The sequence below is a fragment of the Rhizobium sp. UBA1881 genome, assembly GCF_002338015.1.
Lineage (GTDB): Bacteria > Pseudomonadota > Alphaproteobacteria > Rhizobiales > Rhizobiaceae > Rhizobium.
On the sequence record NZ_DDHH01000057.1, the window covers coordinates 242,679 to 260,841 of the forward strand.

Consider the following 18,163-nt stretch of genomic DNA (forward strand, 5'->3'; position numbering starts at 1 on the left):
TCCACGTATTGAAGAATGGTTGGCGGACAAAGAAAAGCCTCGCGTAGGGGCGAGGCTGAAGTTTCGGCCGCATCGGGGAAAACGGATGCGGCCAAAGCGCTCTTAGCCTATTGCCCTCGTCGTTAACAGGTCAGAATCTGTCGGTTTGGTACGCATCGCAAGAATATCTCAGCCGGCGGAGCGCTTGACGGCATGAAGATGTATAGACAAAACTCCCGCCGATACTGGGTCGCCATCCGATTGCCGCCCCTACTTTGAGAATACGGGGTGTGCCTGCATGCGAAAGCAATTGAACCACGACGCAATGGCTGCGATTGGTTTCATCGAGCCTTGGAGCGTGAAGGCCGGCGGCGCCACGGGTGGTTTTCTGTCCTGCGCCGATCCGAACGCAAGCGTCAGGATCGTCACGCTTGATCGCGACGAGGTGGTAACCGTCGAATGGGAGATCGCACGGCATTCGACCACGCTCTCCATCCGGGAGTACGAACTCGGCTCCTGGGCCGAGATCCCGGCTACGGCTCTTCGGTCTGATGTCTATGAACTATCCCTCGAAATCCTCTTCACCAGGAACGAGACATCGAAGCCGGTTATCGCGATCGGTTCCCTGCTTCTCAGCCTGGAGCCGGATGGCCGTCTGGTTGCCGTGATTGATGGTCAGAGCCATACCGTTGCTGAAGTCCGCAACGAGCGATGGTATCAACTCGACCTCTCCGTTTCGCCGAGCGCGATCGGTTACAGGGTTAGGCGTGCTGACCAGCAAGCCGTAGCGGTACGGACGATCCCGCTCGTCGCGGCAGATACCGCCGGGCTGATCTGTATCGGCGGTGTCGCGGATCGCTCGCGACAGACCTTGAACGGCAGGCTCGGCCGCATCCGGTTAATCAGCGCCAGCCACGAGACGGAATGGCGCTTTCCCACGCGCGGGCCGATGCGCGATATTCGGCCTGTCCAGCAAGGTGATCCTGCGATCATCCTCCACAATGCGCCGACATTTGCCGTCGCCTCGCCGCGCTTTTCCGGTGAGATCCATGATCCCCGTCTGGATCCCGATCATTTCGATTCCATCCACCTGCACGACGATGATTTCGGCGGTTTCGACTGGGCGGCGGATCTGACTGTTCACATCCCCGAGGATGCCCGATCCGGTGTCTATGCGCTTGAGATAGGGACCGATCGCGGCGTGGAGAGGCTACCATTCTTCGTTCGCCCGACAGAGCCTCAATCGAAGGTGGCGGTGCTGCTGCCGACGGCGACCTATCTCGCTTACGCCGACGAACAACTGCCGCCGCATCGCTACCCCTGGCATGGCAGCGACCGCGCCCACCTGTTCGCGATCGACAACAATTTCCTCAGCCTATACGACACCCACAGCGACCTCAGCGGCGTCAGCCTGACCTCGAGCCGGCGCCCGCGCGCGACGTTGAGGGACGACTATCACTATCCTCTGTCGAACTCGCCGCATCTTCTCTCTGTCGATCTGCAGCTGCTGAAATTCTATGCGCGCCATGGCATCGCGGTCGATGTGCTGACCGATCACGATCTTCATGACGAAGGCTTGGAGAGCCTGTCGGCCTACAGCCTGGTGCTGACAGGCAGTCATCCGGAATACTGGTCGTCCGCGATGATGAGCGGGTTGGATCGCTATCTCGCGGCCGGCGGAAGCCTCGGTTATCTCGGTGGTAACGGCTTTTATTGGGTGGTCGCCTTTGACGGCGACAACATGGAACTGCGGCGCGGCAAGAACGATATCTGGAGTGGCCGGCCGGGCGAAATGCACCTCTCGATGACGGGCGAGCCGGGCGGAAACTGGGAAGATCGCGGCAACCGTCATCCCCAGGCGCTTGTTGGCGTCACCTATGTGATCATGAGCTTTGGTCCATCGCGACCGTACCGCCGGCTGGAAGGGAGTTACGGCGGCGAACATGCATGGCTGTTCGACGGTGTCGGCGAGGCCTTCGGCGATAGTGGCACGGTACTCGGCGGCGCAGCGGGATACGAGGTGGATGCGGTGCTGCGTTCGGAGGAAACCCCAGCCAACCTGGTTCGGCTGGCGGTCGCCGATGGTTTCGACGACAGCTTTCAGGTGCGTCCCGATCTTTGGCTTGCCGATGGCGAAGCGGAGCGGGCCGCGATGCGGCGATCGGATATGACGATTTACCGTCACGATGCCGGCGGATTGGTTTTTTCCGCCAGCTCCGTTGCGTGGATCGGCGCGCTGCCGGCGGCGGGAAAAGATAATGATGTCGGCCGCATTATGCTCAATCTCGTCGGCCGGTTCACAGCTTAGAGTGCATCATCCTGCTGCGAACCCGCGCGGATCGCCGCCAGCACTTCCTTCTGAATGGAGATGAAGTCCGAGGTCGAGATCATGTCCTGATGTCGCGGGCGCGCCAGGCCGACGTGGAAGGTTGCGTTAATTCGGCCGGGATTGATGCTCATCGAAATGATGCGGTCGGAAAGGTAGACGGCCTCTTCGACGTCATGGGTGACAAACAGCACGGTCAGGCGGTGCTCTTCCCAGATCTGCGTCAGCAATTCCTGCATCTGATGGCGGGTCAGCGCATCCAGCGCCCCGAAGGGCTCGTCCATCAGCAGCATCTTTGGCCTGTAGGACAGCGCTCGTGCGATGGCGACGCGCTGCTTCATGCCGCCGGATAGCTGCGAGGGGAAGGCATCGGCGAAACGGTCGAGCTTGACCAGATTGATATGGTGCCGCGCGACTTCCCTGCGTTCGGCAGCCGATAGGCCCGCCGCCTGAAGGGCGAACTCGACATTCTGCTGCGCGGTCAGCCAGGGCAGCAGCGTGTAGGACTGGAAGACAACGCCGCGATCGAGGCCGGGTCCCACGATCGGCGCGCCATCGGTCAGGAGCACTCCGTCGTTGAACTTCTGCAGGCCGGCGACGATCGACAGAAGCGTGCTCTTGCCGCAGCCGGAAGCGCCGACCAGCGACACGAATTCGTTGTCCGCCAGTTCCAGATCGATGTCGCTGAGGGCGTGAACGCTTCGTTTGCCCGATCCGTACCACTTGTTGAGCGCTTGGATCTTTAGTTTCGGTTCAGTCATATCAATGTCTCGACGTATAACGGAAGAAAACACGCTCGAGAGCTTTCATGCTCTGATCGGTGATCAGGCCAAGTATGCCAAGAAGCAGGATGTAGCCGATGATCGTCTGCGTCTGGAAATAGCGCTGGGACACAACGATGCGGTAGCCAAGCCCCGAGGTGGCCGCGACAAGTTCGGCCAGAACGAGCCACGTCCAGGCCCAACCCATGCTGATCCGGAGAGTGTCCCAGATCCCCGGCAGCGACGACGGAAGTACGATGCGCCAGAGGATCTTCGGTTCCGAAAGACCAAGCGTTCGTCCAAGCCCAACGAAGTCGGGCGGGACGCGCTTGACGCTGTCCATCACCATCAGCACTTGCTGGAAGAACGTCCCGATCCAGATGATGACGAATTTCTGGATGTCGCTGGTTCCGGCCCACAGGATCGTCAGTGGCACGAAAGCGACGACAGGCATGTAGCGCACGAAGTCAATAAATGGTTCGATCGCCGCTTCCCAGGTGCGGTAGCAGCCGATCATGATGCCGATCGGGATCGCCATCAGCGATGCCAGCGCGAAGCCAACGAGCATTCTATAGATGCTGATGCCGGCATCGTTCAGCAACGTCCCGTCAAGCGTCAGTTCCACCATCTTGGTCCAGACAGCGCCCGGGCTCGGAAGGAAAATGGGCTTGACCCAGCCGGTCGCGGTTGCTGACCACCAAAAGGCAAACAGCAGTGCGAAGACGCACACTGCGATCAGGAGGAACGTTTTTGCGCCAAGCGGATCACCGATGCGAAATGCACTGGGCGGTCGTCCGACACCCGCGCGCGACTGCGCGCGGGTGTCGGTGCTGGCAGACGAGGATTGTGATGCCGACATGGATGATCCGTCTTGAATAGCGCGTTACTTGTTGGCAGCGTCGACGAAGGACGAGTCGATCATCTGTTCCGCGGTCACGTCCTGGGTCAGGATCTTCGCAAGCTTCGCGGCCTTGAGCACATCAACGAAGGTCTTGGTCTTGAATTCGCCGGCGAAGGCCTTGGACGCTTCGGCGGTCGTGTAATACTGCACGCCGTCGAATGCAGTCGCGAGGTCTTCAGGCGATGCGCCTACGGCCTTGGCGATGATCGCGCGATCGTCGGCCGTGTTGGCCTTGTAGTCGGCAAGTGCTGCGTCCCAGGCCTTCAGCATGGCAAGAACCTGGCCCGGCTTGGACTTCAGAACGTCTTCGCGAACAACCAGAACGTCAGACACGAGGCCCGGATCCTTGCCGGCTTCGAAGAGAAGCTTGACAGCCTTGTCCTGCGCACGTGCGGTCGAGATGTAGGGTTCGTAGGTCACGGCAACCGGGACCTGGCCGGCGATCAGAGCGGAACCGGCATCGGCCGCCGGCATAGGAACACGGGTGATGTCGTCGATGGTTAAGCCGTTGGCGGCCAGCGCGTAATTGAGCAGGATGTCGCTGGTCGTACCTTCTTCATAAGCGACGCTCTTGCCCTTCAGGTCGGCGACGCTGTTGATGTCGCTGCCTGCGAGGATGGCGTCGGCCGTGAGGCTGAAGTCGAGGAGCGAGACGATCTTCACCGGCAGGCCGGCGGCGACCATGCCCATCGCGGTGTGGGTCGCGATATTAGCTGCGTCCAGCTGGCCGCTGGCGAGCGCTGCATTCAGGTCCTTGTCTTCCGTGAAGTTGACCAGTTCAACTTCCTCCAGACCGGACTTCTTGAAGAGATCCTTGCTGGCGGCGACGTGCCACTGGCCGTAGCCGAGCCAGGGCTCGATGCCGAGCTTGAAGGTGCCGGCTTCCGGCTTGGCGGGAATGTCGGCTGCCGAAGCCGGGACGGCCTGCGTGAGAGCGCCGATAACGCCGGCGACGATGGCCAGGCGCGACATGTGAGACTTGATCGATGCGTATGTCATGGTAACCCCTCTTTTCTATGATGAATGTGTTCGCTAGGCCCGAAGCCGAGACGGCATTCGTGCGTTTTGTATGTTCAGCCTATATTTTGGGCGATTGGCTGAGTAGCATTATGTATAGTCATTTCTTTGCCCGAACTTGTAAATCTGAATCTGCGCGATACCGCCAATTGGCGCCGCGCAAAGTCAGAAAACCTCTACCCCTCTATGAATGCGCCTGTCGATTTCGGCAATCGCCGATGTCGCGTTTTGGCGAATTCGTGATGGTGCAAAACGCTCATCTTACGCATTCTCCGGATCGATCGCGTCGAGGAAGCGGGTCACGATATCGGCGCCCGCTGTCGGCTCACTGCCCACCATGACCGCCGTTGAAAAGCCGATCAGTGAGGACGTCGGATTATGCGTGGCCGCGCCGGCGCGAAGGTTCATCACCAGCGTCGGGCAGAGGAACAGCCCGAGCCGGATCACCGTCCTCCAATCCGCTGGAAGCAGTGCGCGGCTCTTCAGTTCCGCAAGGAGCGGCTTCCACAGCGCCGTTGACTTGACGTCGAGAAGGGCCTGACGGACCGAGCTCGGCTGCCAATCGAAATTGGCATGCAGCGTGCCATTTTCGTAGCGCGCCCGGGCTTCGAATTTCTGCTCGGCAAGGGCAGGCTCGTAGAGCCAGAGCGGGTGTGCGAAGATGTTATGGAAGGTGGTTTTGACCTCGGCAAGGAGCGTCGGAATATGCTCGCCGGCGAAAGCGGGGTCGAAGAAGGCGAGCGACGCACCATCCTCGCTCTTGCGGTACCAGACGTTTGCGTTGTGAGCGTCGCCATGGGCGGTGACGCCGCCGGCATCGGCGAGGCGAAGTGGCGCAAGGCGGCTGTGCGCATCGTCAAACAGTTCGCCGACCGTCTTTTCATAGGCAATCCCGTTGATGACGAAGCGCGCCGCTGCGAATTCGCTCCAATCGAGCGAAACGCCAGGGAAGGCGAAGTGCTTGCCGATGTAAAAGCTCTCGTAGCGCCCGCCCGGGAATGTCGCGCCAGGTTCGCTGACGAGGCGGGCGGAAAACAGCCGGTGCACGGGCTCCTCGGCCACCTGCGCCGGCGTCACCGGGTGCAGCGTCTCCAGATAGACCTTCAGCACGGCCTCGCTGAGCTCGCGCTCTGCGTCCACCGCCTCCACGGCTGCGGCCGCATCCGGCTCAAGATCGATCGCGCGCAGCACGTCGGAGAAGCGCGGGTCGAAGCGACGTTTGTATACGAGGATCTGTTCACCCGGCAGGGTCGACATCATCACCGGCTGATCGACGGGAAGGCCCGCGCGCGTCAGGATATCGGCGCGGTAATACTCGCCGCCCATTTTCTCCTCGCCTTCCTCCTGGTGGAATTTGAAGAAGTATTTCTCCTCGCCGCTTTCGAAGAAGCCGTTCAACGAGTTCAGGCTGTACTGATCGAAATTGATCGCGAGATTCTGTGCATCGAGCTCGAACAGATCGAAAAGCAACTCGGCGAGAAGTGTCTCGGCCACGCCATCGCGCTTCTTGGCGTGATCGCGGATAATGGCGGTTCGGCTGTTGGTCTGGCTCATGGAATGCGCTTCTCGAATAAATAGGGTGTTGATGCGTGTTGTCAGGCAGGCTTGTGGGTCGGGCGATACCGGCTGCCGAGGGAGTAGCGGCTGCCGACATGAGTGAAGGTGTTGACGGTCGCGACCGTGGCGCCGGTCCAGGTCTTGCGGTGCAGGACGAGGCAGCTGTCGCGCTCGGGCATGTGCAGCAGACGCGCCTGCTCCGCGCCGGCAGGCACCGCGCTGATCAAGTGTTCGACCTCGGTCAGCGGCGTGCAGCGCTGCAGATATTCCAGCGTCGCGATCGAGGTGAAGTCCTGATCGAGATAATGCGGGACGAGAGCGGGGTTCACATACCGCTCCTCCAGCTGCACCGGAATGTCATTTTCGAAATGCACGACGAGTGAGTGATCGACGGGTTTGACGCGATCGAATTCGAATGCGCGGACAATGGCGGGCGCGGGATGTTCGACGCGCTCGAGCAGGATGACGCCGGCGCGATGCTTGCCGCCGCGATCACGGATCTCGTTGATGATGTTGCTGACTTCGATCAGCGTCGACTGCGCCTTGGGCGGCGCGACGAAGGTGCCGACGCCCTGGACCCTGCGAAGATGGCCTTCCGAGGTGAGTTCGCGCAGCGCACGGTGGACGGTCATTCGGGAGACGCCCAGCGAATTCACGAGATCGTTTTCGGAGGGCAGCCGGGCATTCTGCGCCCACTTGCCGCTGCCGATGTTCGCGAGCACGAAGTCCTTGACCTTCTCGTAGAGCGGCGATGCCGAATCCGAAAGTGCACTCAATGACAAACTCTCCAGTTCGTTCTCGTGAACGGCTATCGCGTGGCGAACCTCAATGCGCGATCTCGACGATGGCCTTCAATTTCTGGCTCTGGCCTTTGAGCAGCCGCTGATAGGCATTCGGGACATCGTCGAGCGACGCCAAGACCTCGCTGAATTCGATGAGCGCCGGCTCCAACTCGGCCAGCAGGGCGATCGCTTCCGGCAGCTCGGATGCGAAAGCATGGCAGCCGACCAACGATATTTCCCGTTCGACCAGGATATTCGGATCGAGATCCAGTTTGCCATGGCTGATGCCGACAAGCGCCAAGCCACCGCCGCCGGCAAGCAGATCGAGGCCGGCGGCAATCGCATCAACGTTGCCTGTCGCATCGATGGCATAGCGCAGCCGTTCGCCGATCAGCGCGGTGTCGATCGCAGCCTTGTCCAGCGCGACCGCCGTCCCGCTGCAGACGCGCGCGACCAGCGCCGCGCGCTCGGCATTGGTGTCGGCGAACAGAAGCTTGCCCTTATGGAGCTTCGACAACAGCAGCCCGCTCAAGCCGCCGATCGTGCCACAGCCGATAACGAGAACCGCTTCATTCTGTGCTGCGTTGAGGCGTTTGACAGCATGCAGCGCAACCGCGAGCGGCTCCGCCATCGCCGCGACCTTCGGTGCCAACGTTGGCTCATGCTTGAAGAGCAGCTTTGCCGGCAGCTGAACATGCTCGGCAAAACCGCCGTCGCATGCCTCTCCGACGAAGCCCAGCGTTTCGCATATATTGCTGCGTCCCGACATGCAGGCCGGGCAGGTGCCGCAGTAGACGCGCGAGTCTGCCGCCACGTAATCGCCAACCTTGAGATGCTCGACGCCTTCGCCGACATCGGTCACCCGGCCGCAGAACTCGTGACCTGCCGTCGAGGGGCGCCTGCTGATCCACTGGCCGGTGCGGAAGTTGTGCAGGTCGGAGCCGCATATGCCAGCGGCGCGAACCTCCACATTGACGAAGCCACTGGGTGGGGCCGATGGCGGGTCGATCGCTTCGACCCGCAAATCCCCAGCATCGTGGAGGCGCACAGCTTTCAAGGGCTCAGCCTTTCGTCTTCAGGTAAGCGTCGCGCACGTCGGAGACGGCATTGGCGTGCGAGGAGAAGCCTTCGTACAGCGCAAGCTTGTGAGCATGCGCTGCGAATTCGGGATAAGCAGGTGCTGTGACGTAGCCTATCGAGCTGCGCTTGACGAAGTCAGTGACCGACAGCGGGCCATAGGTGCGCGCCCACCGGCTGGTTGGGAGCACTGCGTTTGGGCCCAGGCAGAAATTGCCGATGCTGACGGGCGTGTGCGGTCCGAGCAGAATCTCGGCGGCTTCGGTGATGTGGCCGAGATGCGCAAAGGCGTCGGTAGAGAGAATTTCGAGGTGCTCAGGCGCGTAGGCGTTGACGAAGGCATAGCTCTCCTCGATCGAGGAGGTCAGCACGACGCCGCCGCATTTTCCTGTCAGCACGGTTTTGGAGAAGCCGACGCGCTGTTCCGTCATCCGGCCCCAATGCTCCGGAAGGGCCGCGATGGCTTCTTCCGCAACACGGCGGCTGTGGGTGACGAGATAGGCGGACGAATCCGGGCCGTGCTCGGCTTCGATCAAGAGGTCGAGTGCTGCGAGCCCGCCATGCACGGTGTCATCGGCAAAAATCATCGCCTCGGAGGGGCCTGCCGGCAGGCCTGTGTCGATCACGCCTGACAGGAGACGCTTCGCGGCGACGACCCACGGGCTGCCCGGTCCGACAATCTTCAACGCCGGCTTGATCGTCTCCGTGCCGTAGGCGACGGCGGCGACGGCCTGGGCTCCGCCGACCTTGTAGACGGTGTTGACACCAGCGAGACGGGCCGCGACCAGTGTTGCGGCATCGACGCTTCCATCCGGCGCGGGCGGGGTGACGATCGCAAGGTTCGGCACGCCGGCAACTACGGCCGGAACCGAGGTCATCATCGTGACCGAGGGGAAGGAGCCCTTTCCGCGCGGCACGTAGAGCGCGACGGACTGGATCGGCGTGAAGCGGTCGCCGGCGAAGGCGCCCGGGCGAATTTCCTTCAGCCACATGGCCTCGGGCTTCTGCTCATCGTGGAAGGTGCGGATGTTAGATATGCCGAACTTGATCGCCTCGATGACGTCGTCCTCGACGAGCTTGAAGGCGGCGTCGAACTCGGCCTCGGTCACCTGGATCGAGCCTTCCGTTACGTCCGCCTTGTCAAGCTCGCGGGCGAAGCGTGCAACGGCCCGGTCGCCTTCCGTGCGAACCGCCTCGAGGATCGGGCCCACCTTCTCGATAAAGCCGGAGATATCGGTCTCCGACCGGCGAAGCAGGGACGATTTTTCGTCTGAAGAAAGCTTCGAATATTCGTAAAAGGAGACTTCAGTCATTGTGCACGTAACCTTGTTGGCGTCTTGGGCAAGCGCCGGCGAAAACCCAGCAATGGGCACAGCTTCGCCGCCGATGTCCGTTCGATCGGCTGTCTACTCAAACCAGTGGCTCAGGTCGAGGATTGATGTTCCGCTTTATCTATTTTGACGGAGTGAAACATGTATATACATGCCATGTCAACGCACTTTGCACCGAGAATTGTGCGCCGCACCTTGCTGGCGGTCATGTGTCAGATGGAGGCGAGGAAACCGCCGTCGACGGGGAGGCAATGGCCGGTGATATAGCCCGCCGCGTCGCTGGCGAGAAACACGACGGCGCCCCCGAGATCAGCCGCCTCGCCAAAGCGGCGCTGCGGGATTCTTGTCAGTATGCGCGCCTGCCAGTCCTCGTCCTCATAGAAGCCGTCGGTCATCGCTGTCCTGAAATAGCCGGGCGCGATCGCGTTCACGCGAATACCGGCCTCGGCCCATTCGGCGGCGAGCGCACGCGTCATCCCGAGCAGACCGGATTTGGATGAGCCGTAGGGAACGGCGGTCGGAATGCCGACAAAGGAGGTCAGGGAGCAGAGATTGATGATGCTGCCGCTGGTCTCCTGCTTGGACATGCGCTTCGCCGCCGCCTGCGACCAGAAGAATGCGCCCTTGAGATTGGTTCCGACAATCCGGTCCCACAGCGCTTCGTCCACATCGAGCGAAGGCGCGACCTGCTCGATGCCGGCATTGTTGACGAGGATGTCGATCCTGCCGGTAAGCGCGCATGCCTGTTCCAGCGCTGCGTCGATCGAGGTGAGATCGCCGACATCTTGTGCGATAGCGATGCAGCGCACACCCCGGCCTTCTACCTTGGTCTTCGTGTCCTGCAGCGACACCAGCACTCTCGCCGTGATGCAGAGGTCGGCGCCCGCATCCGCCAGCGCAAGGGCGATCGCCTGGCCAAGGCCGCGGCTGGCGCCGGTGACGACGGCGACCCGCCCGTTCAGATTGAATGGATGTCCGGACATGTGATCCCTCCGATGTTGCGCCGAGGAAAGCATCTTTCCGCGATCATATCTATACATATAACGGTCGTGGCTGTTCGCGCCGCCGTCACTGGCCTTCGTCGGGAATGTTCAGCAGATGTCCGCAGGCCTTGCAATGCACGGCGTCGGCATCATGGCGCTGCAGGCCGCATTGCGGGCAGGGGAAGTTCACCTTGTAGGGACGCACGACCGCCTGCGCGAGGCGGACGAAGAGCGAGATGCCGACGATCATCGTCACGATCGATGTCAGCTTTCCCATGGCGCCGGGTAAGGTGATGTCGCCGAAGCCCGTCGTCGTGACCGTCGCCACGGTGAAATACAAGGCATCCACGAAGCCCTCCCATCCGCCTTGGCGGTAGAAGAATGTGGTGTAGACGAAGCCGGTGACGATGAAGAGGAAGACCACGAGGTTGACGCAGGCGCGTACGACATCCAGCAGATGCGCACAGCCAAGGCGCCGCAATCCCTCTTTCAGGAATGGGCTGTTGCCGATCGCCCAGATCCGCATGGCCCGCAGGAAGGTGAAGTTGAACAGCAGGTCCGGAAGCAGCAGCGTCGCCAGGATGAAAAGATCGATCCAGCTCATCGGTCGTTTCACGAAAGCCTTCAGGCTTCCGGCAACGATCGCCTGGGCGATCAGTTCAATCGCCACCCACACGGCGATCATATAGTCGATGATGAGATAGGACGGCCCGGTCCTCAGATATGGCCCGAACAGGAAGAAGGCAAGGATAGCGAGGTCGACGAAGGCAAGCAGACCCTGCAGCTGAAGCGAGCGGACATCCCTTCCGCGTTGCAGCCAGTTCAGTTGCTTTCGGAGTGTCTTGACGATGCCGTCTGCATCGTTTGAATCGGTGCGCGCGTTGCTCATGCGCCAGAACTATCAATCGCCTTCAGCTTTTCAACCGTGAAGGTGGGCGGAAATGAAATCGGAGCAGCGACATCCAGCAACTGCAACGTGTCATTTGCCTTGATCCTGCCACGCTGGCGACATTTGGGTGTTACATGCGCGTAGTATCCCTCCTTGCAACAAAGGAGTGTGCCATGCAGGACATGACCATGTCGGAAGTGTTGAGGGATCCGATGATCCGCCAGATGCTGCGGGCCGATCGGATCAGCCTCGGCGTTTTCGCCGAATTGCTCGAAACGGCGGCCAAAAAGCGCGCGCATGCCTTTGCCGCAAACAGAACGGCCGCGTTTTGCGCCGGCATGCGTGCCGAACAAGCTGAAACACAGGTCAAGACGGCGTCTTGAGCGACTGTCTGCCAACGCTCGGTTTCGGGCGTTGAAAGCTATTTCATCGCATAATCGAAAGTCTAGAACCCGTCCTCGCCCCGCGAGGACGGGTTTACCGATCCGTAACCCCACGGACCACGGTGTTTGGGACCGCTGTCCGTTTGATGGCATTGCTTCATGTTGCCATGCAACTGAAAGTACGTTGCTTGGTTAGCTGGTAAGGTTACCAGCCACGCGATGGGGGACAATACCTGCCTTGAAAGCAATACTGCTGCAAAAGCCTTGCATCCAAACCTTGAACCGACGAATGCAAGTCTTGTTCGTTTTGTCGCAGTCTAGATGCGGCGCTGCGTGACCTTGTCGAAGAAATGCACGTTCGGCGATTTCAGCGAGAGCTTGACGACCTGGCCCGGTGTCAGGTCGGCGCGTTCGCGCATGACCCAGGTGATCTCCTTGCCTTCGACCTCAAGCGCGACATGGGTTTCAGATCCTGTCGGTTCCACCACGCTGACGGTCGCCGGAACGCCGTCGTCTTGCGCGAACGCCAGGTCCTCAGGGCGAATGCCGACGATGACCTCGCGGCCATCGGTGTTCGCGGCACCCTGCGAGAGCTCGACCTGTTGGCCAGATGGCAGTGTCAGCCGCGGTGTGTCGCCGCCCGTCAACTTGCCTTCGAGAAAGTTCATCGCCGGCGAACCCATGAAGCCCGCGACGAAAACATTCTGCGGCCGATCGTAGAGTTCCAGCGGCGTGCCGATCTGCTCGACCTTACCGCCCTGCAACACGACGATCTTGTCGGCCATGGTCATGGCTTCGATCTGGTCGTGCGTGACGTAGACGATCGTGGTCTTCAGGCGCTGGTGCAGGGCCTTGATTTCCGCGCGCATCTTGACGCGCAACTTGGCGTCGAGGTTGGAGAGCGGCTCGTCGAAGAGGAACACCTTCGGATCGCGCACGATGGCGCGGCCCATGGCGACGCGCTGGCGCTGGCCGCCGGAGAGCTGTGCCGGCTTGCGGCTCAGCAGCGGCTGGAGGCCGAGGATGCCGGCAGCCTCGCCGACCTTCTTGTCGATCTCCGCCTTCTTCGCGCCGGCCAGTTCCAGCGCGAAGCCCATGTTCTGGGCCACCGTCATCTGTGGATAGAGCGCGTAGTTCTGGAATACCATCGCGATATCGCGATCCTTGGGCTGCAGATTGTTGACGACGCGGCCGCCGATCGAAATCTCGCCTCCGGTGATCTCCTCCAGCCCGGCGATCATTCTGAGCAAGGTCGATTTTCCGCATCCGGACGGGCCAACGAGAATGACGAACTCGCCATCGGCAATGTCGACGTCCACGCCGTGAATGATGTCCACGGCACCGTAGGATTTCTTGACGTTTCTAATGGCCAATCCGGACATAGAATTCCTCCCTGTGAGACCTGCTCAACGCTCGCTGCGCACGCGAAGTGCCAGATATGGCTTGCCTGGCAGCTCGACACCGAAAGCGGCATCGGCCTTGCCGCCGCGCACGATCGCGCCGTGGCGTGTCGGGTGCGGAATCGGCGCTTCCACCTTCTTGGCGGGCGTGATCGTCATGTTCCACGTGTCGATGATGTCGACCTCATAGTTGTCGCCATCTTTCGGGAAGCCCGAGGACCAGACGACGGGCTGATGCTCGCCGAGATAGATGTAGCGCAGGTCGGTGCTGCCATCGCGCACGCCGGAAACGCGGGTCCACGGCCATTCGCCGACAGCGCCCATGGGATCAAGGCCGTGTGTCACGTCCTGCTCCAAGAGGTTACGGAAGAAGCTAATGCGCTTCCAGGCTTCGCCGCGCAGCTCGCCGCCCTTGGCCCACCAGATCAGATCATCAGGGTGCGAATAGGTCTCACCATGTCCGGCATAGCCGCCGCGCGTCACGGTGATCCAGAAGCGGTGCACCAGCTCCTGCGCCGTCAGGTTGCCCCAGCACTGCACGATGTTGCCTTCATATTCCGGCTCGTCATTGACGACGGGCTTGCCATAGGCGTCGCGCCAGGTCTGCGTCAGCTTGACGTCGGGGTTCTGAATGCAGGTATGCGTAACCCATGGCTTGCGGTGATCGAAGTTCATCGACACCTCGCCGTTGTGGATCGACTTCAGGTGCTGGTAGGGATCGTTCTCTTCCAGGATGTGGAAATAGCGGTCCCACTGCTCGACCGGCTTGGTGTCGAGCAGGAAGTCGTATTCATTGGCGAGCGCCCACCAGACGTTACGATAGGCGGCAAGGCGTGCCGCGAGATATGCGACATAACGGAAGTCCTGCTCGGCCGACATGTCGGCGTAACCCCAGCGATCGTAGGGGTGGAACATGATGATGTCGGCTTCGATGCCGAGTTCGCAGAGAGCCGCGACCTGCTGTTCGAAATGGCGGAACATGACCGGGTTCGGACGATCGAAATCTTCCTTGCCGTCGGCGCCACTTTCAAAAGAGGGATAGAGCGGTTCGTTGGTGTTATAGGGGTAGTCCTTGGGGAATACGCCCATGCGGATCTTGTTGAAGCCTGCGGTCTTCAGCATCTCAAGCGTCTGCGCCTGCATCTCGAGTGGTTGATGCGTCCAGGCGTAGCAGGTCGTGCCGAAAGAGAGGAACGGCTTGCCGTCAGCATAGGCAAAATGGAACTTGTTACGCACGCGAACCGGGCCATGGTTGCCGGCAGACGGTGCGGTTGCGACGAATGCGCCGCTCTTGCCGTTGAGCTCGGCGGTCTGCGAGCGCGTCTTAAACGACCACTCGCCTTCGACATCGGGCATGAAGCGCACGCGATAGACGCCATCGCCGTCATAGAAACCCGGCACGCGGACTTCGCGGCTCTTATGGGTGAAGACGGCGTCGAGGCTCACGTCGAGATAGGGATTGCCGCCGGACGGGCCGTTGAAGGCCACTTCGAACACACCCCATTTTTCGACTGTTGCTGTGGACATGAAAGATCTCCTCGAAAGACTTTGAATTTCGGTCGCTCAGCCTTTGACCGCACCAGAGGTGAGGCCTGAGACGAAGTACCGTTGGAAAATGAGATAGACGAGCGTTGCGGGCAGGACCGTCATGACGATCGCGGCGTTCAACTGGCCGTAATCGCTGGAGAACTGGCCCTGGAAGGACATCAGGCCGAGCGGCAGCGTCCACATGTGTTGGTCCTGAAGAAGCACCAGCGCCATCGCGAATTCGTTCCAGGTGGAGACGAAGTCGAGGATGAGGAGCGCAGCCAGAACCGGCAGGCAGACCGGCAGGAAGATGCGCCGGAAGATGGTGAAGTGAGTGGCGCCATCAATCAGCGCGGCCTCGGACAGCTCCTTCGGCAGGCCCTTGAAGAAGCCGTGCAGGATGAAAACCTGGTAGGGAACGCCGAAGGCGATGTAGGGCAGGATGACGCCGGGATAAGTGTCGATCAGGCCGAACGAATTGACCAACGTGAAGAGCGGCGCCAGCATGACCTGGAATGGGATCATGGTTCCGAAGACGACGATGAGCAGCAGGAGCTTGCTTACTTTCATCTTGATCTTCGCCAGTGCGTAGGCCGCCATCGCCGACATGGCGAGGCCAAGCGGCACCTTGAAGACGGTGATGATCACGCTGTTCATGAACGACTCGGCGAAGTTGCCGCGGCTCCATGCACTGGCATAGTTCTCGAAGGCGAACTCGACCGGCGGCATGAACGCGCCGGTGCTTGTTACCGCCGCCTTCGTCTTCAGCGATGTGAAGACGATGAAGACGAAGGGCGCGAACCAGACGAGGGCTACGATGATCAGCGCGATCCACAGGCCGATCAGGACGGGGTCACGGCCGGGCTTGTTCGTGGTGGTGATGGTTTCAGACACAGAGATCGGTCCTGATGATGTCATCGTCATTATTCGGTGTCCTCATGCTTCTGCGTCCAGCGCAGGTACGGCACGACGATCGCGATGGTGATCAGCAGAAGGACGACCGAGATGGCGGCGCCGCGGCCGAAGTCGAAGATCTGCATCGCCTGCGTGAAGGCCCATAGCGCCAGCATCTGCGTGGATTGTGCCGGTCCTCCGCCGGTGAGGCCGTAGACGATATCGAATGCCTTCAATGACGAGATGATCGAGAGAACGAGCACGATGGTCATCGTGGTGCGCAGGGCCGGAAAGGTCACATGCTTGAATATCGCCCAGCGGCCGGCGCCATCGATGCGGGCGGCTTCGACCAGCGTCTGCGACACGTTCTGAAGGCCGGCCAGGAACAGCACCATCGAGAAGCCGACAGACTGCCAGAGATAGGCGACGAAGACCGAGTAGAGCGCGATGTTCTTGTCGCCCAACCAGTCCTTGATCCACATCTGCAGGCCCATATTGGTCATGAGCTGGCTGAAGAGACCGAAAAAGGGATCATACATCCACTTCCACATCGTCGCGACCGCGATCGGCGCGATGATGACGGGGAGATAGAAGATGGCGCGAAACGTGTTGCGGCCGAAGATCTTCTGATTGAGCGTCAGCGCCAGCAACAGGCCGACCATCGGCGGGAAGGCCACCGACATGATGGTCCAGATGACCGTGTTCTTGAAGGCGACCCAGAATACCGGATCGCGCGTGAAAATGTACTGGTAGTTCGCCAGGCCGACGAAGGGGCGTTGCGGATCTAGTCCGTTCCACTTCTGGAAGCTGAGGAGCACGACGTTTAGCATCGGGTAAAGCGCGAAGACCGCGTAGATCGCCATGGCAGGCGCGAGCAACAGGAGCGCCTGGAAGCGCGGGTCGTGTGTTCGATTTTTCAATGACATGGGTATCTGCTCCGCGCGACGTGTGTCTGGCGAGTGGCATTGGATTGAGCGGTGGTCGGTCCCAACGAGGTGCGGGACCGACCGATGTCCTGGGAGGACTTAGGTGCGACCGGCGATGAACGTCTGCAGCTGCTTCGCTGCATCGGCCGGTTCGGTGTTGCCGGCTGCGACGTCGTTGATCACGCGGAAATACTCGGTCGTGACGTCAAGCGGAAAGGCCTGGTCGCCGTTCATGTAGACCTTGCCGTAGGTCTTGAAGACATCAAGCCATTCGGCTTCCAGCGGCTTCTGGTTCGCGTACTGGACGTTCTTGTTGACCGATGTCGAGCTGATCTGGCCGACGAGATCCTGCTGCACCTTGGTCGACAGGAAGTAGTCGAGGAACTTCGCGGCGAGATCCGGATGCGGGCTCTTGGTGCTGATGTAGTTATACTCGGCAAATCCGTAGAGGCGCTGCGTGTTGGTCGGGAACGGGAACATGCCGTAGTCGTCCAGATTGGCGCCGCTGGTTTCCAGCTGGCTGACCAGCCAGTCGCCTTCCAGCATCATCGCCGCGCGCCCTGCCGTGAACAGACTGTAGGACTGCTTGTTGTCGATGCCCATGAAAGGCTGCAGCGTATAATCCTTCGTCCACTTGGCGAACTCGGTGAAGGCGTCGGCGGCGCAAAGCTCGGTAGACCAATCAGCCTTCATGGCCTTCAGCGCGTCGTGCTTTTCGGCGCCGCACTTCGTTTCCAAGATGACGTCCATCAGGCGCATGACGTGCCAGTTGACCGATCCGCCGAAGGTGAAGGCGGGAATGCCGGCGGCTTTCAGCTTTTCCGCGTCGGCCAGAAACTCTTCATAGGTCTTCGGCTCTTCGGTGATGCCGGCCTGCTGGAACAGCTTCTTGTTGTAATAGACGGCTTCGCCCTTGAAGGTGAAGGGAACGCCATGCTTGCCACCGGGATAGAGGTCGGCGAATGCGGCTGCAGCCGGAAGCAGCTCATCGTTCCACTTGTATTCGGTGTAATATTTGTCGAGCGGTGCCGAAAGGCCGGCCTTCACATATTCGCCGCCCAGGCCAAGGCCTGCCCAGCTGAAGTAGATGTCGGGGCCCTTGTTCGAGCCGGCCGCGACACGCAGCGCGGTCTTGTGCTCATCGATGGCGCGCTGAACGATTTCAACCTTGGTGCCGGGATTTGCAGCTTCGAAGTCGGTTGCGACCTTCTTGAGCGCGACGTTGGCAGCGTTGTTGTCGAAGTTCAGCGTCCAGAGCGTCAGGTCTTCCGCTTTCAGGCTCGTCGCGGTGATCGCGAGCACGGATAGCGTGGCCATGAGTGTAGTCTTGATCGTCATTAAACCCTCCCTTGTGCGGTCCTCTCCGCTAATGTTCACACTCTCGAAAATTTCGACTGAAGTCAAGACTTATTTCGAAAATGAACAAAGTC

The 18,163-nt window shown here is 60.6% G+C and carries 16 protein-coding genes; 2 read left to right on the forward strand and 14 right to left on the reverse strand.

The genetic code is table 11. The annotated features are described in order from the left end of the window. Positions 1-277 precede the first annotated feature (277 nt). Positions 278-2,287, forward strand: coding sequence for a N,N-dimethylformamidase beta subunit family domain-containing protein (locus B3605_RS06505; protein ID WP_296433357.1), 2,010 nt, complete (start codon positions 278-280; stop codon positions 2,285-2,287). Here B3605_RS06505 and B3605_RS06510 read toward each other — a convergent pair. The 9 genes from B3605_RS06510 to B3605_RS06550 form a co-directional block, all read right to left on the reverse strand. Continuing rightward, positions 2,284-3,066 carry an ABC transporter ATP-binding protein gene (locus B3605_RS06510; protein WP_112819996.1) on the reverse strand — a complete coding sequence of 261 codons (783 nt, stop codon included), beginning with the start codon at positions 3,064-3,066 and terminating at the stop codon, positions 2,284-2,286. The two genes, B3605_RS06505 and B3605_RS06510, sit on opposite strands and share 4 nt — an antisense overlap. 1 nt (position 3,067) lies before the next feature. Next, the gene (locus tag B3605_RS06515; RefSeq protein WP_112819994.1) at positions 3,068-3,925 is read right to left on the reverse strand and encodes an ABC transporter permease; all 858 of its coding nucleotides are present in this window, start codon (positions 3,923-3,925) and stop codon (positions 3,068-3,070) included. A 24-nt stretch (positions 3,926-3,949) separates the two neighbouring features. After that, the gene (locus tag B3605_RS06520) at positions 3,950-4,966 is read right to left on the reverse strand and encodes an ABC transporter substrate-binding protein (protein ID WP_113168205.1); all 1,017 of its coding nucleotides are present in this window, start codon (positions 4,964-4,966) and stop codon (positions 3,950-3,952) included. A 279-nt stretch (positions 4,967-5,245) separates the two neighbouring features. Continuing rightward, on the reverse strand, positions 5,246-6,538 hold the full coding sequence (locus B3605_RS06525) for a hypothetical protein (RefSeq protein WP_113168204.1): 1,293 nt from the start codon (positions 6,536-6,538) through the stop codon (positions 5,246-5,248). A 41-nt stretch (positions 6,539-6,579) separates the two neighbouring features. After that, positions 6,580-7,317 carry a histidine utilization repressor gene (hutC, locus tag B3605_RS06530; protein ID WP_113168203.1) on the reverse strand — a complete coding sequence of 246 codons (738 nt, stop codon included), beginning with the start codon at positions 7,315-7,317 and terminating at the stop codon, positions 6,580-6,582. A 49-nt stretch (positions 7,318-7,366) separates the two neighbouring features. Beyond that, positions 7,367-8,380 (reverse strand): zinc-dependent alcohol dehydrogenase, encoded by a 1,014-nt coding sequence (locus B3605_RS06535; protein WP_296433358.1) that lies wholly within the window; start codon positions 8,378-8,380, stop codon positions 7,367-7,369. Between the two features lie 4 nt (positions 8,381-8,384). Continuing rightward, positions 8,385-9,713 (reverse strand): histidinol dehydrogenase, encoded by a 1,329-nt coding sequence (hisD, locus tag B3605_RS06540; protein ID WP_296433359.1) that lies wholly within the window; start codon positions 9,711-9,713, stop codon positions 8,385-8,387. Between the two features lie 230 nt (positions 9,714-9,943). Further along, positions 9,944-10,714, reverse strand: coding sequence for a glucose 1-dehydrogenase (locus tag B3605_RS06545; RefSeq protein WP_296433360.1), 771 nt, complete (start codon positions 10,712-10,714; stop codon positions 9,944-9,946). An 85-nt stretch (positions 10,715-10,799) separates the two neighbouring features. Then, positions 10,800-11,603, reverse strand: a complete 804-nt coding sequence (locus B3605_RS06550) for a potassium channel family protein (protein WP_112943317.1) — start codon at positions 11,601-11,603, stop codon at positions 10,800-10,802. Positions 11,604-11,815: 212 nt separating this feature from the next. Between B3605_RS06550 and B3605_RS06555 the strand changes: the two genes are divergently transcribed. Continuing rightward, the gene (locus tag B3605_RS06555) at positions 11,816-11,986 is read left to right on the forward strand and encodes a hypothetical protein (RefSeq protein ID WP_162704895.1); all 171 of its coding nucleotides are present in this window, start codon (positions 11,816-11,818) and stop codon (positions 11,984-11,986) included. Positions 11,987-12,303: 317 nt separating this feature from the next. On the opposite strand, the gene B3605_RS06560 is transcribed toward B3605_RS06555, so the two are convergent. The 5 genes from B3605_RS06560 to B3605_RS06580 form a co-directional block, all read right to left on the reverse strand. Further along, positions 12,304-13,368, reverse strand: a complete 1,065-nt coding sequence (locus B3605_RS06560; protein ID WP_113168200.1) for an ABC transporter ATP-binding protein — start codon at positions 13,366-13,368, stop codon at positions 12,304-12,306. A 24-nt stretch (positions 13,369-13,392) separates the two neighbouring features. Beyond that, positions 13,393-14,913, reverse strand: coding sequence for a DUF5060 domain-containing protein (locus B3605_RS06565; protein ID WP_113168199.1), 1,521 nt, complete (start codon positions 14,911-14,913; stop codon positions 13,393-13,395). Positions 14,914-14,949: 36 nt separating this feature from the next. Continuing rightward, positions 14,950-15,831, reverse strand: coding sequence for a carbohydrate ABC transporter permease (locus tag B3605_RS06570; RefSeq protein ID WP_026282700.1), 882 nt, complete (start codon positions 15,829-15,831; stop codon positions 14,950-14,952). 5 nt (positions 15,832-15,836) lie between these two features. Then, positions 15,837-16,733: a carbohydrate ABC transporter permease gene (locus B3605_RS06575; protein WP_113168198.1), complete on the reverse strand. Its 897-nt coding sequence runs from the start codon at positions 16,731-16,733 to the stop codon at positions 15,837-15,839. A 99-nt stretch (positions 16,734-16,832) separates the two neighbouring features. Then, on the reverse strand, positions 16,833-18,071 hold the full coding sequence (locus B3605_RS06580; RefSeq protein WP_113168197.1) for an ABC transporter substrate-binding protein: 1,239 nt from the start codon (positions 18,069-18,071) through the stop codon (positions 16,833-16,835). Between the last annotated feature and the right edge of the window lie 92 nt (positions 18,072-18,163).